This window comes from Microbulbifer sp. JSM ZJ756 (assembly GCF_044383805.1).
In the GTDB taxonomy this organism is placed as follows: domain Bacteria; phylum Pseudomonadota; class Gammaproteobacteria; order Pseudomonadales; family Cellvibrionaceae; genus Microbulbifer; species Microbulbifer zhoushanensis.
The window spans coordinates 1-22638 of the sequence record NZ_JBISER010000010.1 but is presented as its reverse complement, the minus strand read 5'-3'; the positions used below and the strand labels follow the sequence as shown (position 1 = coordinate 22638).

Sequence of the window (22638 nt, the reverse complement as noted above, 5' to 3'; positions counted from 1 at the left end):
AACTAAAAGTCAAAACCGACTTCATCCACCAACTTTGACGCGGTGGGCACATGGGAGCCGATTTCCGTCAGGCTGATATCGTCTTCCTTGAACTCACCCATATACTGGTTGATGAGGTCGGAGCGCTGCGTCCCCGGACGCACCGGGAACTCGAAGTTCTTCTCCGCATACAGGTACTGGGCCTGCTCGCCGGAGAGGAATTCCAGCAGCTTGACCGCATTGTCGCGGTTGGGCGCATACTTGGTCAGCGCCGCACCGGAGATAAACATATGGGTACCGCGGTCTTCCTGGTTGGGGAACACCAGGTTGACAGAATTCGCCCAGTCCACCTGCTCCGGCTCCTCTTTGTTGGTGATCATCTTGCCGAAGTAGTAGCTGTTGCCCAGCGACAGGTCACAGACACCCTCACTGATGGCCTTTACCTGGGCGCGATCGTTACCCTGCGGCTTGCGCGCCAGGTTCGCCTTGAGGCCCTCCAGCCATTTTTTGGTCTCTTTCTCCCCATGGTGGGCAATCATGGAGGCAAACAGGGACAGGTTGTAGGGGTGCTTGCCACTGCGAGTACAGATCCGGCCTTTCCACTTCGGGTCCGCCAGTTCCTCGTAGCGGGTAATCTCCCCCGGCTTGACCCGGTCCTTGGAGGCATAAATCAGGCGCGCGCGGGTGGTCAGCCCGAACCAGTGGTCCTCCGGGTCCCGGAACTGGGCCGGTATATTCTCCTCCAGCACTTCCGATTCAACGGGCTGGGTCAGCCCCTTGTCCACCAGCTCCACCAGGTTACTGGTATTGGAGGTCAGCACCAGGTCCGCGGGGCTGTTGCGCCCCTCGCGCTGCAGGCGCTCATTGAGTCCCTTGCTGGCGTAGACCACACGGGTTTCGATACCGGTCTCTTCGGTGAACCTGTCCAGCACCGGCTCGATCAGGAACGGCTGGCGATATGAGTAAATATTGACCTGCTCGGCGGCAACGCTGCCCATGGCAACGCCCAGGGCCACCGCTGCGGTGGTAAGACGGCAGAAAACACGCGCGATCATCCAATGTCCCTTTTACTGTTTGTGGATACAGTGACGGCACTGCACTTTGAGAAGGATTCTCATTTCTAATGAAGCCAAAGTCAACTTTCGCCTGCCCCGGCACCGCGAGCCGGGAAATTTTCCTGCAAAGTCGCATATTTCAACCTATGCTTTGAATCACAACACCGAACGCTAACCCCTGAACCCGAGGAGACGATATGAACCGCTATTTGCCCCTGCTGGCTCTGGCACTGCCCCTGGCCCTCGGCGGGTGTGGCCCCAAAGAGGAAGCCGAGACCGAAAGCGAGACCATTGAGTTCGAGAGGGAAACCCCGGCTGAAAGCACTTCCGACATGGATGCTGGCGGCACCTCTGATATGGACAGCATGCCCGAGTCTGACCAATCCCAGGACATGCCCGGTGACGCCACCTCGCCCGACGACCAGGAAACCACCGGCCCGCAAATGGGAGATACCTCCGAGGTGGAGGTCTGTACCGACCAATGGTTTGTCTGGCTGAACCAGAAAGTCATGGCCATGCCGGACAAGAAAGCCAAACTGGACGAGATGCACCCCGACGGCCCGCCGGAAGTCGGCAGTGATGAATGGTTCGTGGCCATGGACAAACTCACCGGTGGCGATGGCGCCCACGGCCCGGATGGCGGCAGCGATGAGTGGTGTAGCATGATGGAGAGCCGCTTCGACAAGATGCCGGACTCCTACTGACAGACGCCCGCCCCGCCCGGGGCGATCCGGCATTGCCCGGCCGGGGTTGCCTTGCGCATCCCCGGCTCCCCTGCACGCAGGAGGATTCCATGAACCCATTGAGAAGCCTGCTGGTGGCCGCTCTCTTTGCTTCGGCTTCAATGCCGCATGCACTCGCCGCAGATGAAGATGAGGAAAAACCACCACCCGGAGCCATGGCCCTTTCCACAGTGCTTACACAGCTGGAACAGCAGGGCTACACTCCCATCATCGAAGTCTCGCTCAGCGATGAGCGCTGGGAAGTGGAGGCCTATAAAACCGGCGAGAAACGTGAGCTTGAGGTGGACCCGAATTCCGGCGAAATTCTTTCCGACAAGCCCGCTGACTGAAACCCTCCCGCCGCGTTCGCGGCGGGCTCCCTCCCCCTGATTGCTCGTCACTCCCCAGTCAACGCCTCTGGTCACTAGGATTAAGCTCCTGCGGCGCATACCTCGCCGTACCTGGTATTGCTGGTAAATTTCTCTCTGCAGACAGGCGTCAGCCCCAAATAATATTTCCGGTAAATTCCTGTTGGAATTCGCCGCGGCGCACATTACCAATCATATATTTTCCAGTTGGTTCGGAGTGCGCTATGAGCCTGTTGTCCGGAATCCTGCCCAGCATCCTGCTCACCGGGGGGCTCACCATGCCCATCCCCCCGGATCCGCAGGTCGAACCCAACATCAACCTGTATGACAGCGAGGACCTGTACGGGGACGAACCCGATGTAATCGCACTGGAAGTTTCCACCGTGCGCCAGCGACTGCGGTCGCTGGGTTACCATCCGATCACCTCGATGGAATTCGAGAACGGCCGCTGGTCGGTTATCGCCTATCGCGGCGATCGCGCCCGCCACCTGCGGGTGGAGCCCAATACCGGCTGGGTGCTGTCTGACCGGCCCGCCGACGGGCGCTGACCGGTCACAGGAAACTCGCGCAATCACATCGGCGCCTTTACTCAGCCTGCCGGTGACAACCCCAGCCCGCTGTCAAACGGCTTGCTGGCCAGGTTCCGCGCATACTCGAGGAAGCTCCGGGCCGCCGGGGACAGAGGGCGCGAGTGACGCCGCGCCAGGTACCAGCGCGTATCGATTGGCAATTGCTGCACATCCAGCACTGCCAGCCCCGCACTGCCACCAAAAGCCAGCGTGTGTTCGGACAGGATGGACACACCGAGTCCCGACATGACCGCGTGCTTGATCGCTTCGTTGCTCTCGATGGTCATGCGCACATTGAGTTCCTCACCCTCGCGCTCCAGGAATCGCTCGATCGCATGCCGGGTACCCGAGCCCTCCTCCCGGCGCAGGAACGGGAGCCCGGCGAACTCCGCCAGCGGGATATCCTTCTTGCCCGCCAGGGGATGGTTTTCCGGGGCGATGGCAACCAGCCGGTTGGGCAGGAACTCCACCAGTTCCAGGTCCGGGTTATCCGGCGGATGGCTGAATACATAGAAGTCATCCTCGTCCTCGGCGGTCCGCGCGATGATCTGGCGCCGGTTGCCCACGCGAAAGCGGATATCCAGCTGCGGGTGCTGGTCGTAAAACTCACCGATCAGGTGGGGGATAAAGTATTTCGCCGTGGTCACCACCGCCAGGTGCAGGCTGCCCGTCTCCAGCCCGCGCAGGTTCGCCAGCTTCAGGTCCAGGTATTCATAGCAGCGCAGTATCTCGCGGGCGCTCTCCACCAGGGCCAGCCCCGCCTCGGTAAAACGCAACTGCCTGCCCACCGAATAGTAGAGTGGCAGCCCCACTGCATCGGCCAGCTTGGCCAGCTGCATGGAGACACTGGGCTGGGTCAGGTGCAGCTGGCGCGCAGCGGCACTGATACTGCGGTGCTCAAATACCACCAGGATGATTTCCAGCTGCCGCACGGTGCCGATATGGGCATGAACGCGGTGAGAGACCATTTGGCCACCTATAATCAAAAGTCTATAGAAAGTATATTAATTATCTATTTTTATCTATTAAAGCCCTTGTCGATAATGCGCGCCAATTCGGACACTGTGACAAGGGGGAACCATGACAAAAGCCCAACTCCTGTTTGGTATGGCCGTCGGCACGGCCGTGGCGGCACTGGGTATCACACTCAATGCGGCCGAGATCACCGGTAACGCCCTGGCAGGCACCGGCCTGCTGGTCCTGCTGGTCAATAGCGCATACTGGGCGCTGGAGCGCAGGGCCGCCCGGCCAGCGGCACCGGCCGGGGCCACCGTCCGCGATGGGGTGGCCTGAGCATGCAGCTGGATATCGTAGTCGGCTTCTTCATCCTGGGGGCCTTCGCCCAGCTGGTGCGCAGCGACCTGCGCCTGCCGGAGAGTCTCTACAAGTCCTGCGTGATCTTCCTGTTGCTGGCCATCGGCCTGAAAGGCGGTGCCGCCCTCAGCAAGTCACCCATCACGACCCTGCTGCCGCAATCCATGGCGGTGGTGGCCTTTGGCGCCCTGCTGCCCCTGGTGGCATTCCCGATCCTCCGCTATATCGGCCGCTGGTCGCGGATCGATGCCGCCGCCACCGCAGCGCACTATGGCTCGGTGAGCGTCGCCACCTATGCCGTGGCGATTGCCCTGCTGGAGAGCCGCGGGGTCGACTACGAGGCCTACTTCCCGCTGTTCGTGGCCCTGCTGGAAGTACCGGCCATCATTATCGGCATCCTGCTGGCGGGGACAGCTGCAACCAGTACCGGCGGCGCCAGCCGGGGCGCGGACTGGGGCAAGATCATCCGTGAGATATTCCTCAACCAGGGTGTGCTCCTGCTACTCGGAGGCATCGCCATCGGCGCCTGGGCCGGCGACCGCACCGTATCGGTGATGCCCTTCTTCGGCGACCTGTTCCACGGCGTGCTGGCGCTGTTCCTGCTGGAGATGGGCCGGGTGGCAGCGGAGCGCCTGCCCACTATCCGCCGGCAGGGCGCCTTCCTGCTCAGCTTCGGCGTACTGATGCCGCTGCTCGGCGCCGCCGGGGGGGCCGCCCTCGCCAGCCTGCTGGGCCTGAGCCCCGGCGGCATCGTGCTGCTGGCGGTGCTCGGCAGCAGCGCCTCCTACATTGCCGTACCGGCAGCCATGGCGGTGGCACTGCCTCAGGCCAACGCCAGCCTGTCGATCACCCTGTCACTGGCAATCACTTTTCCCTTCAACGTGCTGGTGGCCATCCCGGCCTACCTGGCACTGGTCCAACACTGGAGTTAACGCAACGTGGAAATAATCAATTTTGAAAAGGTCATGATCGTGATGGGCTCCCGTTCCGACTGGCCCACCATGAAGAATGCGACCCTGCCACTCACCGACCTGGAAGTTCCCCACGCTGCGGCTGTCGTGTCCGCGCACCGCACGCCCCACCGGATGGTGGAATTTGCCGAGCGTGCCCGGGATGCCGGCACCCAGGTCATCATCGCCGGTGCCGGTGGCTCGGCTCACCTGCCCGGCATGATCGCCGCACTCAGCCCGCTGCCGGTGATTGCCGTACCGGTGGAAAGCAAATTCATGACCGGGATGGATAGCCTCCTGTCCATCGTGCAAATGCCAAAAGGCATCGCCGTCGCCACACAGGCGGTGGGGAACTCTGGCGCGTTCAATGCCGGGCTGATGGCCGCACAGATGCTGTCGCTTGCCGATCAGCAACTGGCAGAGCGTCTCGTCGCCTGGCGGGAAAAGCAGAGCGCACAGGTACCGCTGGAGGTCGAATAATCATGAACCACCGTGTCGGGATTATCGGTTGCGGACAGCTGGCCCGGATGATGGCTCAGGAGGGCCAGGCACTCGGGCTGGAATTCGCTTTCATTGCGCTGGGAAAGGAAAATGTCACCTGTGTGAAAGGCCTCGGGGAAATCGTCCGGGCAGGTGAAGCCCCCGATCCCGCGGCGCTGTACCAGGCCCTTGGCTCCCCGGAAGTAATCACCACCGAGCGCGAGGATGTGCCCCTCGACCTGCTGCGCGCGCTGGAAGATTTCTGTCCGGTTTACCCGCGTCCGGATGCCGTGGCCAAGACCCAGCACCGCCTGCGGGAAAAACTCTCACTGCTGGAATCTGGGATTCCCGTCGCACCATTTCTCCCCGCCGGGGACGCCCACGAAATCAGCCGGGCAATCCGTTACCTCGGCTACCCGGCGTTTATCAAGGCCTGCGAAAGCGGCTATGACGGCAAGAACCAGTGGCGTATCGATAGTCCGGCGCAGCTGGAAAAAATTCGCGGCGAGATTGGCAACCTGCCCTGCGTGGTGGAAAAAGGCGTGCCCTTCACGCGCGAGGTTTCCATCATTGGCGTACGCAGCGCCAGCGGCGAGACCCGCACCTACGCCATGGCCGAAAACCTGCATGTGAACGGCACCCTGCTGGTCTCACGGGCACCGGTGCCACAGCGGGACGATGAACAGCTGGATACCGCACACCGCTACCTGGAAACACTGCTGCGGGACTGGGACTATGTGGGCGTGCTCGCCATGGAATGCTTTGTCACCGCTTCCGGTGTGCTGGTCAACGAGCTGGCCCCGCGGGTCCACAACAGTGGCCACTGGAGCCTGGGCGGCGCCGCCACCAGCCAGTTTGCCAACCACCTGCGGGCGATACTGGATATGCCCCTGGGGGATACCCACTGCGATCGCCCGGCGGCCATGGTCAATATGCTCGGCATTGATACCGCTCCGGAGACACCCAACGAGGGTGTGTGGGTTTACGGAAAATCCCCGCGCCCGGGCCGCAAGCTGGGCCACGTCCTGCTGCTCGACGAGGTCAGTGCGCGCCTGGACCGGCGGGTGGAGCAGGTACTGGCGGAACTGTACCCAGAGCGGCAGACGCGGCTCGCGGCCAGCGCCTGAATACGCGGTAGATCCAAGCTCAGTATGGCCAAAACTTCAGCCATCCTCGGCCGGCGCCGCCGGCCGGGGATCGTCTTCCAGGACCGTATCCTCCCACATGGGTGAGCGGGTGCGGAATGCCGCCCGCGCAATCATATGGGCGCCGACGGGTACCGTAAGCAACAGGAACAGAATTGCTGCCACTGCCCGCGCAGTGACCTTTGCATCCTGGAAAAGGATCGCAACACCCGCCAGCAGCAGGCCACAGCACAGTGTGGCAGCCTTGCCCGATGTACTCATACGCATGTAAATATCCGGCATACGCACCAGCCCGAGAGCAGCGGTAAAGCCGAAGAAGCTGCCCCCGAGAATCAATGCCGCAATCAGCCATTCAGTGATCCACATCGTTTTTCCCCCTGTCAGTTTCGGGTTGCTCCCGCAACACACTGCGCTCCACGAAATGGGCAAACGCCACCGTCACCAGGAATGCCACCAATGCCAGCGCGATTGCCGCATCGAGGTACACCGCCCGTCCGGAAGCGATCGCCAGCAAAGCGCAGTAAGCCACAGCGAGGATATTCAGTACGTCCAGGGCGACTACGCGATCCGCCAGTGACGGCCCGCGGGCCAGGCGATAGAAACACAGGCCAAGCGCCAGCAGCAGCAGCCACGAGGCAATATTGGCCGCCAGCGCCAGCAGTGGCGACCTACCCTCCACAATAACTTCCAACATCAGTCGAGTACCTCCCTCACCCGCTTCTCCAGCCCCTCGCGAAGCTCCCGCCGGAACTGCTCTGGATCACCGACAAACATGGTGTGCACATACAGGGCGTTTGCCGTGGGCGAGACATCGAGGACCAGGGTACCGGGAGTCAGTGATATCAGCTGCGACAGCAGCAACACCTGGTTGCGCTCCCGCAATTCAACTGGCACACGGATTACCCGTGGCTGACTGCGCCGGACGGGCGAGAGCACCTCCCGTGCCGTGCGCCATCCAGACACCAGCAGCTCGCGCAGGAAATAAATGAGTAGTCCCAGGGCCTTTGGCAATCGCCGAAAGTAATCCCGTCCCCCGGTCTCAAGCGGGGACAGTGCCAGAGCTGCATAACCGATGGCGAAACCGGCCAGGAAATTCAGCAGTGAAGCGTTTCCAGTCAGGGCTGACCAGCTGATTGCCAACAGTATGTTTAAAAGGAAGAGCTTCATACCCCACTACCTCCGCATATCAGTCAGGCGACTGCGATAAAACCGCATCGATATAGCCAGCCGGATTCAGAAGTTCATCTGCCGTATCCCTGGCAAATGTAATCAGGGGTTCCGGATAGATCCCCATCGCTACTGTTACCAGGACCAGCAACAGGGATGGCACCACTCGCTGCCACTGCTCAGGCCTGCCCAGCGCAGCCAGTGCCAGCGCCCCACCGCCCGGGTGTTCCTTCCAGAATGCCTCGGCCCAAATTTTGCTCATCGAGAATAGCGTCAGCGCCCCGGTGACCAGCAGGACCGCGGCCACCCAATAAGACGCCTCTTCCAGGCTGGCGGTTACCAGAAGCAGTTTGGCCCAGAACCCGGACAGTGGTGGGAAACCGGCAAGGCTGAACGCGGCAATAAAAAACAGCGTCGCCATCAATGGGCTGGCCCGGTACACCCCCCCGATCTGTGCCAGCTCGAAGCTTCCGGCCATTCTCCTGACTGTGCCGCTGATCAGCAGCAGGTTCGTCTTGGCCACGATGTTATGAATCATGTAAAAGACCGCCCCAGCCAGGGCCAATGGGGTGAAAAGGGCCAGCCCCAGCACCAGGAAACCGATCTGGCTGATGATGTGAAACGCCAGTATGCGACGGAATTCATACTGGGCTGCGGCCCCGAGAACACCTGTGAGCATGGTCAGTAACGCTGCTACCAGCAGCAGGTTGTGGGCAAATTCGAGGTCAGCAGGGAACACCAGGGTAAAGGTACGAATCAGCGCGTAGACTCCTACCTTGGTGAGTAAACCGGCAAAGACCGCCGTCACCGCTACCGGGGGGACGTGATAAGAGGCCGGCAACCAGAAAAACAGCGGAAACAGTGCCGCCTTGATACCGAAGGCACCGATCAACAATACCGCTAGCGCGTTCACCGCCACCGACTCACCCTGCGCTGCAATAGCCAGGTGCAGGTCGGCCAGGTTGAGGGTGCCGGTAAGCCCGTAGACCAGGCCAATGGCGGTCAGCATCAGCAGGGTGGAAACAAGGTTCAGGGCCACATACTTTATGCCACCATCGACCTGCTGCCGCTCGCCCCCGAGCACCAGCAGTGCGAACGAGGCTATCAGCATTACCTCGAACCAGACATAAAGGTTGAACAGGTCGCCGGTGACAAAACTCCCACAGACACCCGCCAGCAATAGCTGGAAAAAACCCTGGAAACCCAGGCGCTCGCGCCGCCGGTCGATATCCGCGAGCGCAAATACCCCCACGGCCAGCCCCACCAGGCCAGTGACCAGGAGCATGATCGCACTGAGACGGTCCACAACCAGGGTAATACCGAAAGGTGCAGGCCAGTTACCCATCTGGGCAACGAGCGGCCCCTGCCGCGAAACCGATGCAAAGATCCAGGCCGTGACAAGCAGCAGCAGGCCGCAACCCAGCAGGCTGATACCGCGAGCCAGCCCGGTGTTGCGCCTGGCTGCGAAAGCCAGCAGTCCGCTGGCGATCGGCAACAGGAATGGCAGCGCCAGCAACCAGCCCAAGTCAGTGCTCCCCGCCCGCAGCGGGCGGTTCCGCCAGGCGCATGGTGTCCGAATTCAATGTGCCCAGCTGCCGGTAGCAACTGACCACCAACGCCAGCGTAAAGGCCAGCAGGCCAAAGCCGATCACGATTGCCGTGAGGATCATAGCCTGCGGCAGGGCGTTGGCTACCGGCACGGGCGGGACATCGAGGCCCTCGGGAACCAGCGGCGGCACGGCGCGGGTCAATCTCCCGGCCGCAAAAATGGCCAGGTTGGCCGCATTGCTAAGCAAAATCAGCCCGAAGAGGTAACGTAAAAGATTTGGCGCCAGCATCAGGTAAACCCCAGTAGCGGTCATGGCACCAACCAGTACAGCCAGGGCCGTCTCCACAATCAGTCCTCCTCCAGCACAAAGAACAGGGTCAGCACCGAACCCACCACCGCCAGGTAGATACCGGTATCGAACAGCAACACATTGCTAATTGGTATGCCCTTGGCGGTTTCACTGCCACCGATAAACAACCACAGCCCCGTAAAGGGCGGCAAACCCGCAAGCGCTGCCAGTGAGCCCGCTGCGGCGGCCAGCAGCGCGCCCGCTGCCGCAAGGCGAGCGGGAGCCACACGCAGCGAGGCGCGCGCCGCGGCCATCCCCCAGGCCAGCGCGTAAAGGATGAATGCCGCGGCGGCAATCAGGCCCGCAATAAACCCTCCGCCGGGCTGGTTGTGGCCGCGGAGCAACATGTACACGGAAAACAGGAGTATCAGGGCCACCAGCAACCGGGTCGCGCCCTGGAGGATAATCGAATTCACGGTTGCCGCTTCCCTCCTGCCGCTTTGCCGCCGCGTAATCGCTGCCCCAACAGCGACGCAGCACCCACCGCTGCAACCAGGACCACCAATACCTCCCCGAAAGTATCCAGTGCGCGAAAGTCCACCAGGATGACATTGACGATGTTGCGGCCGTAGGCTTGCGCCACTGCTGCCTGCTCGAAAAAGCTCCTGGTGGGACTGGTAAACGGCTGTTCCAGGACCGCGAGCATAGTGAGGGACACAGCACTGCCCACCAGTAACGCCAGCAGTGCGTCCCAGGGGCGAAATCCAGCAATATGGGCACCGGACAGTACCGGCAGCCGGTGCAGGGTCATTGCCACCAGCACCAGGAACAGGGTTTCCACCAACAACTGGGTAATCGCGACATCCGGCGCACCAAAGAAGAGATAAATCAGCGCAATCCCCACGCCCAGGGCTCCCAGGCTGCAGATCGCTGCCAACGGCGCCCGACTGGTTGTCGCAAACAGGGCCCCGGTCAGGACCAGCACCAGTGCCGCCCACTCCTTGACCGTGAGTTCCGGCCAGGACAAACCCATCGATAAAACACCGCCTTCCGCCAGCACCCACAGCAGCACGATCGCCACACTGGCAAACACCACCGCCAGGTAATGCCTGAGGATGCCATGCTGCAGAAAGCGAGTCTGTACCGTGGCCAGGTGCCTGAACAGCGCCAGTGCCCGGTCCCAACTGTGGTCGGCACTGACAGGTAGCAGGCGTGCCAACCTGTCAAACACCGACCGCAGCCGCCGCTGGCCGAGGAAGATCGTCGTGCCGAGTAACAGCGTCACCACACTGAGGAAAAACGGCAGGTTAATTCCGTGCCAGAGTTTCAGCTTCACTGTCTCCGGCCGCCCCAGGACCGCAGTGACGGCCGGCTGCACCAGACTTTCTGCCACCAGCCCCGGCGCCAGCCCAAACGTCAGCCCCAGGCCAGCGAGCAGCAGTGGCCCGGCCAGCAGTCCCGGCGTCGCCTCTCGTGTCGAGCGGAGCCCGGCCGGCAAACGACCCCAGAAGGGCTTCAACACTACCGTCGCCGCCACCGCCACCATCAGCGCATTGGCGAACACGGCCGCGCCGGCCACCAGCAGGGGCTCAGAGGCAATCGCCAGTGCGCCCTCGTACTTGAGCTCCTTGCCAATAAAACCGAGAAATGGCGGGAACCCCGCCATCGACAGGCCCGCCGCAAGTGCTGCGATAAATGTCACCGGCAAACGTGCAGCCAGTCCCCCCAGGGAGCCGAGCTCCCGTGTACCCGCCTGGTGATCGATGATCCCCACCACCATAAAAAGTGCCGCTTTATAAAAAGAGTGCACCAGGATAAATGTCATGGCTGCGGCGATCGCGACCGATGCTTCCGAGCCGAGGAACATGGTCAAGGTGCCCAGGGCGACAACGGTGGTATAAGCGAGCGCCAGTTTGAGGTCTGTCTGGCGCAGGGCCAGTACTGCGGCAATCACTGCAGTGCCGGCCCCCACCAGCGTCAGCGTCCACATCCACAGATCGGTATATCCCAGCACCGGATGCAGCCGCGCTATCAGGTAGATACCCGCCTTGACCATGGTTGCCGAATGCAGGTAAGCGCTAACCGGTGTAGGTGCCGCCATGGCATTGGGTAGCCAGAAGTGAAGCGGCACCTGTGCCGACTTCGCAAACGCGCCCAGCAACACCAGGATCAGTATCGGTCCGTAAAGCCCATGGCTGCGGACGATCTCTCCCTGTCCCAGTACGGTAGAGAGGTCGTAACTTCCGACTACCATCCCCAGCAGTACCAGACCGGCCAGCAGGCATAACCCACCGAGCGCGGTCACCAGTAATGCCTGCAAGGCGGCACGCCGGGCCGTCTCGCTGGAGTGGTCAAAACCGATCAACAGGTAGCTGGCAATGGTGGTGACTTCCCAGAAGACGAACAGGGTGATGAGGTTCCCCGCCAACACCAGGCCCAGCATGCCCAGCATGAACAGCAGCAGCGACAGATAGAAGCGACGCAACAATGCGTGCCCCGCAAGATAACTGCCTGCATAAAGGGTTACGAAAACACCGATCCCACTGATCAGTAACGCAAACAGCAGGCTGAGGCCGTCGACGAGGAAATCCAGCGACACACCGAGACTGGGCACCCAGGGCAGGGCAAATTCCAGCGAGCCGTGTTCGCGCACGGTCCCTACCATGGAAAGCAGCCACAGCGACAGGCACAGCGGCACTGCCAGTACCACCAGGGTCAGCGCTATCTCGCTTCGCCGGCCCGGCGCCATTGCAACGGTATGCTTCCTGCCAACCATACAAGTCCCTGCCCGGCACCAGCATGTTTCAATGCTGGCGCTGCCGATTCAACGCCCCGGCCGATTACCCATCGGGTTCGAGAATTGTAGTCGGGCGGCAGGGTGCTGGGGCGAAGCACGCCAGTGCGTTTTGCGACGGCAAGCCACACCGGAACCATCCAGCAGGATTTACCGGCTGTCACGGGCCGATGTGGCGCCGGGACCGACGCCCCATGAGGGAGCCGAGCTATCGGCCGGCGGTGGACCCGGCGGAACTGAGCGCCGAGGTGGCATCGGTGACGCCATCGCGCTCGCGCAAGGCAAATCGCAGCACAGCCCAGCCGATGACACCTGACATCAGGGACCCCAGCAGGATGCCAACACGCTCATCAAAGAAGCGGTCCACGCCCGACTCCTCAAACGCCAGGGAGCCGATAAACAGGCTCATGGTGAATCCAATACCGCAGGTCACACCGACGCCGTATAGCGTCAGCCAGGACATATCACCGGGCAGGCGGGCGATGCCCAGTCGTACGCCCAGCCAGCACAGGGAAAAGATCCCCACCTGGTTGCCGACAAATAAGCCCAGTGCGATACCCACCGGCACCCCGTGGAAAACGTAGTCCGCATCCATGTTGTCAAAACTCACGCCGGCATTGGCGAAGGCGAACAGGGGGAGAATCAGGAAAGTCACCATCGGGTGAATCTCGTGCTCCAGGTGCCTCAGTGGTGAGAAGCCCTCCCGGTGACGGGAATGCAGCGGGATAAACATCGCCAGCAGCACACCGGCAAGTGTCGCGTGCACGCCGCTCTTCAACAGGGAGGCCCACATCACCAACCCCACCGCCAGGTAGATCCGGCGCTTCTCCACCCGCGCTGCGACCAGCGCCGCCAGGACCAGGATGCACCCGGCCGCAGTTGCCAGCGCCACCAGAGAGATATTGTCGGTATAAAAGAATGCGATAATCAGGATGGCGCCGACATCATCAAAGATGGCAAGTGATGCCAGGAACACCTTTGCCGATCGCGGTACCCGGGAGCCCAGTAGCGACAGCACACCCAGGGCAAAGGCGATATCCGTGGCTGCCGGCACCGCCCATCCCTCCAGGGCGAGCGGGTCATCCCAGTTGAAAAAAACGTAAATCAGTGCCGGGAACAGCATCCCCCCGACCGCCCCGAGCGCCGGCAACACCACCCGCGAGGGCTCTGAAAGCTCTCCCTCCAGTAACTCGCGCTTCAGCTCCAGGCCGATCAGGAAGAAGAAAACCGCCATCAGGCCGTCGTTTACCCACAGCAGAAGCGGCTTGTCGATGGCGAAGCCGCCCACCCGAACTTCGACCGGCGTCTGTAACAGCAGGTCGTAATACGAATGCAGTGGTGAATTGGCAATGAGGATCGCCAACAGTGCCATCAGTATCAGCAATATTCCCCCGGCAGACTCCATACGAAAGAATCGCTGCAGCAGCCCCGCTATGGAATGGCTCATTCCCCCTCCCCTTAAAGTTCCTCCAAAGCCGGTGTATACGCACGGCAGACCATTTTGGAGCAGCTAAGGGTGCAAAAAAGAACGCACAATTACCCTGCTGTCACGGTGGTGATTGACGTGCCGTTAGCTGTTAGGCTCTCCGTACCCCAGCCTGGACCCAGAGAATGTCTACATCCGCCTTTGTCACTATTGCCGTTTTTATCCTGGTCGCAATCTCCCTCTACCAGCGTTTCCACAGTGAGGGGGCACGCAAGCGGGATCAGCAGGCCCGCCCTGGCACCGCGCCGGATACCGGACCCGGCACACTGAGAGGACCCACCCTGTCGCGGGAGGAGCTCGACGCCGCGCTGGAGCAGATCGACCGGCGCCTCGAGCAGTTCAGGCTTGAATACATCGCCATCAGCCCTCAGCCGAAACCGGCCCTGCACCCGTGGCAGAGCAAGTTCGGCGGCCGTCCCTACTGGCCCCGCGACCTGGACTATCCGCGGGCGGACAACGGCCGGTCACTGTTCCTGCTGGCGCAACTGAATTTTGAGGAGATCCCTGAGCTTCCCTCTTTCCCGGGGCTGCCGGACAGCGGCCTTTTGCAGTTCTTTATCACCGATGACGATCTGCTTGGCCTGCCGCTCGATGGCGCCGGAGCCGCCACCGGCAAAGCACACCGGGCGAGCAATTACCGCGTGGTTTACCACCCGGTGATCGAGCGCGACACGGCTGCGCTGGAACCGGATGTGCCGGACACCCGGGATGCCGAGTTCTTTCCCCTGCAGGATGAGTATGCGCTCACATTCTCACGGGAATCCGGCCTGCCGGCCCTGGCTGACTACCGCTTCGGCCGTACCGGTATCGACCTCTCCAGCCTGCCCGACGAGGTCATGGACGAGCTATTCGACCGCAACGAGGCCGACGGCAGCCGCATCGGTGGTTACGCCAACTTCACCCAGGATGACCCGCGCGAAGGGGAAACGGAAAATGCCTGGCCCCTGCTGTTCCAGATGGACAGCGAAAGCCGTGAGGGGGTGGAAATCCTCTGGGGTGACGCCGGGGTGGGCAATTTCTTTATTCGCCCCCAGGACCTGGCCCGGCGCGACTTCAGCCGGGTCTGGTACAACTGGGACTGCTGCTAGGGAGGCAGCTCAGCAGGCGCCGGCCGCTCGCGCCACCAGGTACAGCAACCGGCTGAACGCCGCGTTGCTCTCCACCGAGGCAGACTCCTCCATGGTGTGGTAACCGGTAGTGGGCACCTGCAGGGTGGTACCCTGCACAAAGCCCTCGGAAGCCGCCACAATCCGGCCCAGCTCGGTACTGCCCAGTGACTGCGGCTCCTGGCCCGCGGCCTCCGCCCGGCGATTCAGCTCCTCGATATAGGCATCCTTGTAGCCGTAGGCAATGCCGTGCTCCCGGCACAGAGCCTCGAGCATGGTGGTGGTGGGCCCGTGGAAAGCCGCGTTGGCATCGCACCGGCGCAGGGCCACCTGCTGCTGGTCGGCCGTGGCACGGTCCGGGTAGGGACTGGTATCCACCACAATCAGCCGGTCAGTGCCGCCGTTGAAGCGGCGGAACCACTCCAGCAGGTAGCGCCAGCTGCTACCGGACTCCTCCTGGGCGGTGAAAAAGGCAGTCCCCTGGAACCCCAGGGAAAACAGGTGCACCAGGTGGGCCACCGTGAGTACATTGTCGAGCTGCGCGCTCAGGATGCCATCCCCGACGGTCAGCCCATCACGAAACGCCACCGGCGTACCGGCTACCAGGTGATCGAGGCCATTCACCTCGAATATCAGGTTATTGCGGTACTCGCACACGTAGGCGCGGTCGATCTCGCCGCTGCCGAGATAGGAGCCGGACCAGGGCTCGTAAGCCGTCACCGGCACCCCGTGGAACCGGTCGACGATCTTCCGCATCAGCTTTTCGGAAACCGAGTTGCCCAGCAGGTCGGAGCGGCGCCCGGCAACAAAAGCGGCATACTGGAATTCATTGGGGCCGGTACAGATCAGGCCGTGGCGATCGGCATGGGCGGAAAACATCACCGACTCCGGCTCGCGCCCCCGTGCCACCAGCAGCCCCTCATACCAGGTGACCTCGGCACCCCGCTCCTCCAGCTCCCGCTGGAGTACCCGGAAGAATGCGTGCTCTGCACCCACCACGCTGGGGCTACGCACCAGCAGCTTGAGCAAATCGATAAACTCGTCCGGCTTCTGCATGTGTCACAGCCTCCGTATTGTTGTTGGCCCGGTAACAGTCAGTCCTGCAGCGCCGGCGCAACCAGGCCGTTTTTTCCGGCCCCAGCCACTGGCTGCCCGCCCCGGGCGCCGATGCCCCGCACCCGGTTGACCAGCGATACCAGCACAAAGCTCAACAACATCAGCAGGTACCAGGAAGACAGCTTGGCCAGCGGCACCGGGTTCCAGCCGGCGGACTGGTTGGGGTAGATCCAGATGTTTACATAGGTAGCGATATTCTCCGCCAGCCAGATAAACAGCGCCACCAGCAACCACCCCAGCAACAGCGGCATATAGCGGTGCTCCCGCTCGACACGGAAATAGATCCGGGTACGCCAGAATAACAGGACCGTTATCGCCAGCAACAGCCAGCGCAGGTCTGGCAGGAAATGATGGGTGAAGAAATTGAGGTAAATCAGGGCCACCAGCGTCACTGCCCAGTAATGCCCCGGGTAATCGGTGAAGCGGAAATCAAAGATGCGCCATACCCGGGCGATATAGCTGCCGACCGCGCTGTACATAAAGCCGGTAAACAGGGGCACATTACCCACGCCAAACACAAAGGCTTCCGGATATACCCAGGAGCCAATTGCATCCGCGGTCTTGAACAGCTCCATCACGGTGGCCACCAGGTGAAACACCACGATCACCAGGGCCTCGCGCAGGGTCTCAAAGCGGAACAGCAGCAGGAACAGCTGGAAAGCCACCGCCGCCAGGAAAATAAAATCGTAACGGTGCAGGGATTCCAGCGGGTACCAGTAACGGGTAACGATCATCACCAGCAGCAGGAAGCCACCAAACATACAGGCGTAGGCCTGCTTGACGCCAAACAGCCACAGCTCCCTGATAAACACCGCCAAGCTCATACCGCCCCCTCTAAACTGCCGGTCTGTGCCGACCATTGCCCCAAGTTTCCCCTCACTTCATGGCAGGTGCAAGCAGGCGGGGCGATGCCGCCATGGTGATGGCCGAGTATGGCAAGCGGATTCCCCGGTCACCCTGGCCTCACCTGTTCCACGCTGCAAGCTGCCTTGCGTCCCTCCCCGCTGGTCGCGCACTCCCGGTCAGCTTGTGCTCGGCTGCCCCAACCAGGCTTATCGACATCGGAGAATATAGGTGGCAATTGAACAGTCATACGCCAGGCACAGGAAGCCGTAGGCGAGCGGGATTTCAGTCAGGGGAAGCCCGATGCCAACGCCAGCAACTGCCCAGGCTTCGTGCAGCAAGTCCCAGAGCCCGTGCAGCAGGTACCCGGCCACCAGGGCGCCGGCGAACCGCAAGCCCAACAGCCCCAGCAAGCCGAATCCGGCCGCGGCAACCAGTTTTGTTGGCCAGCTAGCGGGGTTGGTGAAGTATACGCTGAACACGGGATAGAAGACGGCGATCAGGATTAACAGCAGGCTATAGAAAACCCACTCACCCACTCCGGCAAACAGGCGCCCGGAAATGGCAATGGTACCCGCTGCCGCAAGTATCCCCAGTGACACATACAGCGCAATAATGGCCACAAACGCCATATCAGCTTCCCGGTAATCGATCCCTTGCTATCAGCGATGGAGGTGGGCACCCGTATCCGGGGTTCCTCCGGAATAGGGACTTGTCAGGCTTTCACTGCCTTCTCAATCCTGTCACCTATATCCTTGTCGATATTGCGCCAGTACCCGAAGGCCCGCTGCAGCACCTCATCCGTCACACCGGCCCTCAGGTGGCCCGCCACATTCGATACCAGGCGCTCGCGCTGGGCATCGTCCATCACTTTGCGCACCAGGGTCCCGGCCTGCACAAAGTCGTCGTCCTCAGCATGGGGGGTGTAAGCGGCATGCATAAACTCGCCGCTGGCGGACCACTTCTCCCGGTAGGGATATTGCCCCCCGTCCGCAGCCGGGCCGCCCTTGGAATTGGGCGCGTAGACCGGGTCAGATACTTTCTGCACCCGCATGGCGCCATCCTTGCTGTAACTGTGCACCGGACACTTGGGCGCATTGACCGGGATCTGCTTGTAGTTGACCCCCAGACGTGCACGGTGGGCATCAGCATAGGAAAACACCCGGCCCAGCAGCATCTTGTCCGGGCTGAAGCCGATACCGGGGACCGTATTGTTAACTTCGAACGCGGCCTGCTCTATCTCGGTATGGAAGTCGGTGGGATTTTTATTCAGCACGAGCTTGCCCACTTCCTGCAACGGATAGTCGTCGTGTGGCCAGACCTTGGTCAGGTCGAACGGGTTGAAACGGTATTTCTCCGCTTCATCGAATGGCATCAGCTGGACCTTGAGCGTCCAGCTGGGGTAGTCGCCCCCGGCAATGGCATCGAACAGGTCGCGGCGGTGTACGTCGGCGTCTTCCCCGGCCAGCCGGTCTGCCTCTTCCTGGGTGAGGCATTCGATGCCCTGGTCAGTCTTGAAATGGTACTTGACCCAGAACCTCTCGCCATCCTTGTTCACCCACATATAGGTATGGCTGGAGTAACCGTTCATATGCCGATAGCTTTTTGGGATGCCCCGGTCCCCCATCAGCCAGGTGACCTGGTGCGCGGTCTCTGGCGACAGGGTCCAGAAGTCCCACTGCATATCGTGGTCCCGCAGGCCATTGTCGGCACGGCGCTTCTGGGACCGGATAAAGTGCTGGAACTTCATCGGGTCGCGCACAAAGAACACCGGCGTATTATTGCCCACCAGGTCGTAGTTACCCTCGCTGGTGTAGAACTTCAGGGCAAAGCCCCGCGGATCCCGCCAGGTATCCGGGCTGCCCCGCTCCCCGGCCACGGTGGAAAAACGGATGACAGTATCGGTTTTGGTACCGGGCTGGAACACCGCCGCCCTGGTGTAGGCGGTCACATCCTGCGTCACCTCGAAATAGCCAAAGGCACCGGAACCCTTGGCATGGGGCTGGCGCTCCGGAATCCGCTCCCGGTTGAAGTTGGCCATCTGCTCGATCAGGTAATGGTCCTGCAGCAGGATCGGGCCATCCGGCCCAACGGTAAGGGAGTATTCGTCACTGGGCACCGGCATGCCGGCATCATTGGTGGTGGGCTTGCGGTCGTCCTTGCTCACGGGTCTTATCCTCGGGATCGAAATGGCGGGGGAGATTGCTAGGGGTAACATAGCCCAGCCGCACCGGGAGCAAGTGGCAAAAGGCGCACAACAACCGTTGCCCTGCCCGGCCCACCAGCGGCCTGGGCTACAGGGGCGGGCCTCGTCTGGCTCGGTGCGGACGCACAGCTGCCTCATCAGCGGCCAGTGTGGGATTCACCAGCCTCAATAAGAATTTGAATACCACCGCGACAAACCACCATCGCGATGACGAGGCCAACCACAAGGTCGGGATAGCGACTGTCCAGCAGCCATACCAGCCCCGCGGACACAATAACGCCCAGGTTGGCGATCACGTCATTGGCAGAAAAGATCAGGGAAGCCCGCATATGTATCCCGGCGTGGCGCTGGCGTGCAACCAATAGCAGGCAGGCCACATTGGCAACCAGCGCCACGATGCCCATCCCCGCCATCAGGCCGCTGGTTGGTTCGCTGCCCAGCAGGAAACGGCGAAGCACATCGAGCAGCACCAGCCCCGCCAGGGTAACCTGCAGTACTCCACTGAGGCGTGCGGCACGCCGCTTAAGCTGACTGCCCCTGCCCACCGCATAAAGACTGATGGCGTATACGGTGGCATCGGCGAGCATATCGAGGGAATCGGCAATCAGCGCCGTTGATTCCGCCAGCACACCGGTCAGGAGCTCAATCACAAACATCACGGCGTTGATGGCGAGAACGGCGATCAGCGTCCCCCGTTCACGCCCGGCACTGGCATCCAGCTCTTCATCACACCCTGTCATCTATACCCCGGCTAGCTGGTGCTGTATAAAACCCCCTGCCGCAACGCACTCATACAAGATACCCAAGGGTAAACCACCTGCAAATGCGTAGCTCTCACTATTCTGCGGCTAATAGTGCAAAAGAGCTGCAACCAGCCAGGCCAGCAGCGGTCACCCATTCGGCTACCCGGGTAGGTCTACTTATCCTGCCGGGCCGGAAAATTCCTCCAGCGCTCTGATGGCGTGCGTGGCGTAAACCACGCTGGTTCCACCACCCATCAGTATCGCCACACCGAGTGCGTCGGCAATTTCCTCGCTGCTGGCGCCGGCTTCAAGCGCGTCATGTGTATGGTGCGCGATGCAGTCATCGCAATGTGTAGCAACGCTGATTGCCAGTGTTATCAGCTCCTTCGTTTTCGAATCGAGGGCGCCCCCAGACACCGCCGCCTTGTGCAAGTCCCAGAATGCACTCATTACCGCGGGCTGTGCCGATGACAGGGTGCGGGCGTGCTTTTCGAAGTTCTGTAACCTGTCGGGGTACCCACCAGCTTCTGGCGCTTTTTTAGTCATGGCTTGTATCCTCACCGTGTATCAAAGCCGGAATACCTGCACAGATCCGGGGGCTTACGTCAAGACTTGGCAAACGCCTTTCCGCTCAAAAGAGCTGGCGATGGCGCCGCTGCTACCCGGATCAAAAACAGGCAAGCTCACGCCAATGTAGTTGAAAACATGATCCCAGCCAGGACCTTGCAAGCGCCCACACGCCGGAGCCGGGCAGCACGGGGGCAAGTGGTGGGCTGAGGCTGCCTAATACTGTGCCCAGGATAAAAACCGCGCTTCGGCACGCCTGGGAGTCCGCACACCTTGCTGGAATCGCGCCCTTCCCGGATCTTCTCACCATGCTAGAAGGACTTTGATCCTTCCATTGGCCGCCGCTACCCAAAGCGCTGGAGCAATCTGCCTGCGATTATCATGCAATGGCTGCCATGGCTCACGGAAGAAGCCACAGGGTAAGGGTAACCAGCAGAAAATATAGCAGCGACCCGAGAATAAACTTCCAGAACGCAGGGAAATAGCTCCTGCGGCCCGATTCCAGTACGATCATCCATGTTTTTCCGAATGAGACTCTTAGAAAGCGATAAACCGCCGCACCGAACAGGTAACTGAAGCCAACTATCATCCAGAAGCTCACGGAAAATCTTAAAATGTAATCAATTGTGTCACTAGAGGATTGCCAATCACCACTCATGAATTCTGCCAGCATCCAGTACTCCAGCAGGAACGACGGTGCCAACGCAAACAAAACCATGACTAGAACTAACAGCAACGCTATTGCCGATAGCCCAGTTATTACTCTTACTAAATAGCTCATCTAGATTTCACATAATGCTGCCCGCAGAGGGCGATCTTCCCTATGCGCAGTTTACACGAAAATGGGTGCGCAGCCGCCGCACAAAAATCGCACAAAGCAAGGCATCAGCTGCAGCTAGTTGTTGTTAGCCTACCAGATCGGTAGCACAACCCGGCGGTATCGCGCTATAAGGCAGCTTCTCAGAGCGCTTTTCCATCAACTGTAACTTCACAGAATTATAATTGAGCTCACCCTCGTCGCTGGCGGGAATGCTCAGTTCAACAAGAGCAAAGTTCCTTTTTTTATTCGTATAGTCTTTAATTTCCAGTTCAGTATACTGGCTTTGCCTCCAACCACATTCAAAACCGTAGTCACGCCATGTTTCATTGCCGTGATAAGGCAATATCTTAATATCCTTGGCCCCAATCACTCGATACGGGAAGAACTCATACGGTAGGTCCGGGCCGGTTGCAGAGGTCAGAAAGATATACCCGCAATCTTCATAACAGTGGTATTCGTAGAGCTCCTCAGCCTTAAAGAAGCGAATCCGGTTCTTGCTGTCTTTTACGGTATCTACAATCATTGTCAGATACTCGCCCAAGTCTACTTTATTATCGATTTTTTCAAGTGAGATACCTGGTTCAGATGCGATTGCTTGAGAGCACAAAAAAAATAGTACAAGTAGCTTCTTCATTTATTCCTCTGAGTCAAAAAAGGTGGCCTTACCCACAAAAAGTAGACACTATAACTATGCGCATTTGCGCTCATATTCAGCTGGACTTATGTATCCCAGTGTAGAGTGTCTACGTACCCTGTTGTAAAAAACTTCGATGTATTCGAACACTTCAGCCTTCGCCTGGTTGACACTCTTAAAATGCCCCGCGTATACCAGCTCTAGCTTCAGGCGGCTGAAGAAGGACTCCATTGCGGCGTTGTCCCCGCAATTGGCCTGGCGGCTCATACTGGATCTGCAGCCATTCGCCATTAGCAGGTCCTGATACCCCTGGGCTCGATACTTAACGCCCCGGTCTGAATGCACGATCAAGCCTGGCTTTGACTCCCTATGCTGCAGGGCCATCTTCAATGCCCGCTGCGTAAGCTCTTCGGTCATCTGGGTATCCAGCGCCACCCGACGATGCGACGCGAATACAGGTCCATCACCACGGCGAGATACAACCATCTATCTCTAACCCAGATGTGGGTAGTGTCGCTGGTCCAGCGACGGTTAGGCCGATTTAGCTGAAAGCATCGCTTCAGCAGGTTGGTAGCAACGTTGACTCTACCTTCGACGGGCCTGCTATAACGAAAACCTTTTCCATTCCTCGCACGGATATGCTCTTTATGCATAATTCCAGCGATATAGTTGGTTGAGCAAGGGACCCCTGCATCCAAGAGCTCTCGGGCAATCCTGGGAGCCCCATAGCGAGCCT

The 22638-nt window shown here is 60.5% G+C and carries 26 protein-coding genes and 1 pseudogene; 8 read left to right on the top strand and 19 right to left on the bottom strand.

Annotation, left to right across the window (positions count from 1 at the left end; all coding sequences use genetic code 11):
- Positions 1-2: 2 nt before the first annotated feature.
- A complete protein-coding gene (locus ACH6CX_RS15485) occupies positions 3-1034 on the bottom strand; it encodes a Fe(3+) ABC transporter substrate-binding protein (RefSeq protein WP_396675821.1) in 1032 nt (343 codons plus the stop codon).
- A 197-nt stretch (positions 1035-1231) separates the two neighbouring features.
- Between ACH6CX_RS15485 and ACH6CX_RS15480 the strand changes: the two genes are divergently transcribed.
- From ACH6CX_RS15480 to ACH6CX_RS15470, 3 genes are all read left to right on the top strand, one after another.
- Entirely contained in the window at positions 1232-1738 is a 507-nt protein-coding gene (locus tag ACH6CX_RS15480) for a hypothetical protein (protein WP_233005822.1), read from the top strand.
- Between the two features lie 89 nt (positions 1739-1827).
- Entirely contained in the window at positions 1828-2106 is a 279-nt protein-coding gene (locus ACH6CX_RS15475) for a PepSY domain-containing protein (protein WP_233005823.1), read from the top strand.
- Between the two features lie 242 nt (positions 2107-2348).
- On the top strand, positions 2349-2672 hold the full coding sequence (locus ACH6CX_RS15470) for a hypothetical protein (RefSeq protein ID WP_237064350.1): 324 nt from the start codon (positions 2349-2351) through the stop codon (positions 2670-2672).
- Positions 2673-2713: 41 nt separating this feature from the next.
- Here ACH6CX_RS15470 and ACH6CX_RS15465 read toward each other — a convergent pair whose 3' ends face one another.
- Positions 2714-3661 carry a LysR family transcriptional regulator gene (locus ACH6CX_RS15465; RefSeq protein ID WP_233005825.1) on the bottom strand — a complete coding sequence of 316 codons (948 nt, stop codon included), beginning with the start codon at positions 3659-3661 and terminating at the stop codon, positions 2714-2716.
- 112 nt (positions 3662-3773) lie between these two features.
- Between ACH6CX_RS15465 and ACH6CX_RS15460 the strand changes: the two genes are divergently transcribed.
- The 4 genes from ACH6CX_RS15460 to ACH6CX_RS15445 are packed head-to-tail and all read left to right on the top strand — an operon-like array spanning position 3774 to position 6564.
- Entirely contained in the window at positions 3774-3986 is a 213-nt protein-coding gene (locus ACH6CX_RS15460; RefSeq protein WP_233005826.1) for a hypothetical protein, read from the top strand.
- 2 nt (positions 3987-3988) lie between these two features.
- Complete coding sequence (locus ACH6CX_RS15455) at positions 3989-4939, top strand: sodium-dependent bicarbonate transport family permease (protein WP_396675818.1); 951 nt, start codon at positions 3989-3991, stop codon at positions 4937-4939.
- Positions 4940-4972: 33 nt separating this feature from the next.
- The gene (purE, locus tag ACH6CX_RS15450; protein ID WP_255774794.1) at positions 4973-5437 is read left to right on the top strand and encodes a 5-(carboxyamino)imidazole ribonucleotide mutase; all 465 of its coding nucleotides are present in this window, start codon (positions 4973-4975) and stop codon (positions 5435-5437) included.
- Between the two features lie 2 nt (positions 5438-5439).
- Positions 5440-6564 carry a 5-(carboxyamino)imidazole ribonucleotide synthase gene (locus ACH6CX_RS15445; RefSeq protein ID WP_396675816.1) on the top strand — a complete coding sequence of 375 codons (1125 nt, stop codon included), beginning with the start codon at positions 5440-5442 and terminating at the stop codon, positions 6562-6564.
- 36 nt (positions 6565-6600) lie between these two features.
- Here ACH6CX_RS15445 and mnhG read toward each other — a convergent pair whose 3' ends face one another.
- The 8 genes from mnhG to nhaA form a co-directional block, all read right to left on the bottom strand.
- Entirely contained in the window at positions 6601-6948 is a 348-nt protein-coding gene (mnhG, locus tag ACH6CX_RS15440) for a monovalent cation/H(+) antiporter subunit G (RefSeq protein ID WP_233005830.1), read from the bottom strand.
- Positions 6935-7276 carry a monovalent cation/H+ antiporter complex subunit F gene (locus ACH6CX_RS15435; protein WP_233005831.1) on the bottom strand — a complete coding sequence of 114 codons (342 nt, stop codon included), beginning with the start codon at positions 7274-7276 and terminating at the stop codon, positions 6935-6937. Before ACH6CX_RS15435 ends, mnhG begins: the two co-directional genes overlap by 14 nt.
- A complete protein-coding gene (locus ACH6CX_RS15430; protein ID WP_233005832.1) occupies positions 7276-7749 on the bottom strand; it encodes a Na+/H+ antiporter subunit E in 474 nt (157 codons plus the stop codon). Before ACH6CX_RS15430 ends, ACH6CX_RS15435 begins: the two co-directional genes overlap by 1 nt.
- Positions 7750-7768: 19 nt before the next feature.
- Positions 7769-9274 (bottom strand): Na+/H+ antiporter subunit D, encoded by a 1506-nt coding sequence (locus ACH6CX_RS15425; RefSeq protein WP_233005833.1) that lies wholly within the window; start codon positions 9272-9274, stop codon positions 7769-7771.
- Between the two features lies 1 nt (position 9275).
- Complete coding sequence (locus ACH6CX_RS15420; RefSeq protein WP_233005834.1) at positions 9276-9644, bottom strand: Na+/H+ antiporter subunit C; 369 nt, start codon at positions 9642-9644, stop codon at positions 9276-9278.
- A 2-nt stretch (positions 9645-9646) separates the two neighbouring features.
- Positions 9647-10063: a Na+/H+ antiporter subunit B gene (locus ACH6CX_RS15415; RefSeq protein WP_233005835.1), complete on the bottom strand. Its 417-nt coding sequence runs from the start codon at positions 10061-10063 to the stop codon at positions 9647-9649.
- Positions 10060-12363: a hydrogen gas-evolving membrane-bound hydrogenase subunit E gene (gene mbhE, locus ACH6CX_RS15410; protein WP_334079178.1), complete on the bottom strand. Its 2304-nt coding sequence runs from the start codon at positions 12361-12363 to the stop codon at positions 10060-10062. The genes ACH6CX_RS15415 and mbhE overlap by 4 nt, the downstream gene beginning before the upstream one ends.
- 226 nt (positions 12364-12589) lie before the next feature.
- A complete protein-coding gene (nhaA, locus tag ACH6CX_RS15405) occupies positions 12590-13828 on the bottom strand; it encodes a Na+/H+ antiporter NhaA (protein WP_233005837.1) in 1239 nt (412 codons plus the stop codon).
- 164 nt (positions 13829-13992) lie between these two features.
- Here nhaA and ACH6CX_RS15400 point away from each other — a divergent pair, with 164 nt between their 5' ends.
- Positions 13993-14955 (top strand): YwqG family protein, encoded by a 963-nt coding sequence (locus tag ACH6CX_RS15400; protein WP_233005838.1) that lies wholly within the window; start codon positions 13993-13995, stop codon positions 14953-14955.
- 9 nt (positions 14956-14964) lie between these two features.
- Here the strand turns inward: ACH6CX_RS15400 and ACH6CX_RS15395 are convergent, their stop codons facing one another.
- The 9 genes and pseudogenes from ACH6CX_RS15395 to ACH6CX_RS15355 form a co-directional block, all read right to left on the bottom strand.
- Positions 14965-16029, bottom strand: coding sequence for a peptidase M42 (locus ACH6CX_RS15395; RefSeq protein ID WP_233005839.1), 1065 nt, complete (start codon positions 16027-16029; stop codon positions 14965-14967).
- 38 nt (positions 16030-16067) lie between these two features.
- Entirely contained in the window at positions 16068-16913 is an 846-nt protein-coding gene (locus ACH6CX_RS15390; RefSeq protein WP_237064360.1) for a DUF817 domain-containing protein, read from the bottom strand.
- Positions 16914-17141: 228 nt separating this feature from the next.
- The gene (locus ACH6CX_RS15385) at positions 17142-17564 is read right to left on the bottom strand and encodes a hypothetical protein (protein WP_396675811.1); all 423 of its coding nucleotides are present in this window, start codon (positions 17562-17564) and stop codon (positions 17142-17144) included.
- Between the two features lie 83 nt (positions 17565-17647).
- Entirely contained in the window at positions 17648-19099 is a 1452-nt protein-coding gene (locus ACH6CX_RS15380; protein ID WP_233005842.1) for a catalase, read from the bottom strand.
- A gap of 176 nt (positions 19100-19275) precedes the next feature.
- Positions 19276-19878, bottom strand: coding sequence for a cation transporter (locus ACH6CX_RS15375; RefSeq protein WP_233005843.1), 603 nt, complete (start codon positions 19876-19878; stop codon positions 19276-19278).
- A 180-nt stretch (positions 19879-20058) separates the two neighbouring features.
- Positions 20059-20427 (bottom strand): carboxymuconolactone decarboxylase family protein, encoded by a 369-nt coding sequence (locus tag ACH6CX_RS15370; RefSeq protein WP_233005844.1) that lies wholly within the window; start codon positions 20425-20427, stop codon positions 20059-20061.
- A 421-nt stretch (positions 20428-20848) separates the two neighbouring features.
- Entirely contained in the window at positions 20849-21229 is a 381-nt protein-coding gene (locus ACH6CX_RS15365) for a hypothetical protein (RefSeq protein WP_233005845.1), read from the bottom strand.
- Positions 21230-21353: 124 nt separating this feature from the next.
- Entirely contained in the window at positions 21354-21902 is a 549-nt protein-coding gene (locus tag ACH6CX_RS15360) for a hypothetical protein (RefSeq protein WP_233005846.1), read from the bottom strand.
- Positions 21903-21956: 54 nt separating this feature from the next.
- Positions 21957-22638: pseudogene (locus ACH6CX_RS15355) on the bottom strand (IS3 family transposase); the annotation flags it as partial.

Excerpts from the sequence above, each read along its gene's own strand:
- ACH6CX_RS15465 (WP_233005825.1), bottom strand. The coding sequence starts at position 3,661 with ATGGTCTCTCACCGCGTTCATGCCCATATCGGCACCGTGCGGCAGCTG.
- ACH6CX_RS15370 (WP_233005844.1), bottom strand. The coding sequence starts at position 20,427 with ATGACTAAAAAAGCGCCAGAAGCTGGTGGGTACCCCGACAGGTTACAG.
- ACH6CX_RS15375 (WP_233005843.1), bottom strand. The coding sequence starts at position 19,878 with ATGACAGGGTGTGATGAAGAGCTGGATGCCAGTGCCGGGCGTGAACGG.
- ACH6CX_RS15430 (WP_233005832.1), bottom strand. The coding sequence starts at position 7,749 with ATGAAGCTCTTCCTTTTAAACATACTGTTGGCAATCAGCTGGTCAGCC.
- mnhG (WP_233005830.1), bottom strand. The coding sequence starts at position 6,948 with ATGTGGATCACTGAATGGCTGATTGCGGCATTGATTCTCGGGGGCAGC.
- ACH6CX_RS15455 (WP_396675818.1), top strand. The coding sequence starts at position 3,989 with ATGCAGCTGGATATCGTAGTCGGCTTCTTCATCCTGGGGGCCTTCGCC.
- ACH6CX_RS15400 (WP_233005838.1), top strand. The coding sequence starts at position 13,993 with ATGTCTACATCCGCCTTTGTCACTATTGCCGTTTTTATCCTGGTCGCA.
- ACH6CX_RS15475 (WP_233005823.1), top strand. The coding sequence starts at position 1,828 with ATGAACCCATTGAGAAGCCTGCTGGTGGCCGCTCTCTTTGCTTCGGCT.
- ACH6CX_RS15435 (WP_233005831.1), bottom strand. The coding sequence starts at position 7,276 with ATGTTGGAAGTTATTGTGGAGGGTAGGTCGCCACTGCTGGCGCTGGCG.
- ACH6CX_RS15390 (WP_237064360.1), bottom strand. The coding sequence starts at position 16,913 with ATGAGCTTGGCGGTGTTTATCAGGGAGCTGTGGCTGTTTGGCGTCAAG.
- ACH6CX_RS15470 (WP_237064350.1), top strand. The coding sequence starts at position 2,349 with ATGAGCCTGTTGTCCGGAATCCTGCCCAGCATCCTGCTCACCGGGGGG.
- ACH6CX_RS15360 (WP_233005846.1), bottom strand. The coding sequence starts at position 21,902 with ATGAAGAAGCTACTTGTACTATTTTTTTTGTGCTCTCAAGCAATCGCA.
- ACH6CX_RS15460 (WP_233005826.1), top strand. The coding sequence starts at position 3,774 with ATGACAAAAGCCCAACTCCTGTTTGGTATGGCCGTCGGCACGGCCGTG.
- ACH6CX_RS15395 (WP_233005839.1), bottom strand. The coding sequence starts at position 16,029 with ATGCAGAAGCCGGACGAGTTTATCGATTTGCTCAAGCTGCTGGTGCGT.
- purE (WP_255774794.1), top strand. The coding sequence starts at position 4,973 with ATGATCGTGATGGGCTCCCGTTCCGACTGGCCCACCATGAAGAATGCG.
- ACH6CX_RS15385 (WP_396675811.1), bottom strand. The coding sequence starts at position 17,564 with ATGGCGTTTGTGGCCATTATTGCGCTGTATGTGTCACTGGGGATACTT.
- ACH6CX_RS15365 (WP_233005845.1), bottom strand. The coding sequence starts at position 21,229 with ATGAGCTATTTAGTAAGAGTAATAACTGGGCTATCGGCAATAGCGTTG.
- ACH6CX_RS15445 (WP_396675816.1), top strand. The coding sequence starts at position 5,440 with ATGAACCACCGTGTCGGGATTATCGGTTGCGGACAGCTGGCCCGGATG.
- nhaA (WP_233005837.1), bottom strand. The coding sequence starts at position 13,828 with ATGAGCCATTCCATAGCGGGGCTGCTGCAGCGATTCTTTCGTATGGAG.
- ACH6CX_RS15485 (WP_396675821.1), bottom strand. The coding sequence starts at position 1,034 with ATGATCGCGCGTGTTTTCTGCCGTCTTACCACCGCAGCGGTGGCCCTG.
- ACH6CX_RS15480 (WP_233005822.1), top strand. The coding sequence starts at position 1,232 with ATGAACCGCTATTTGCCCCTGCTGGCTCTGGCACTGCCCCTGGCCCTC.
- mbhE (WP_334079178.1), bottom strand. The coding sequence starts at position 12,363 with ATGGTTGGCAGGAAGCATACCGTTGCAATGGCGCCGGGCCGGCGAAGC.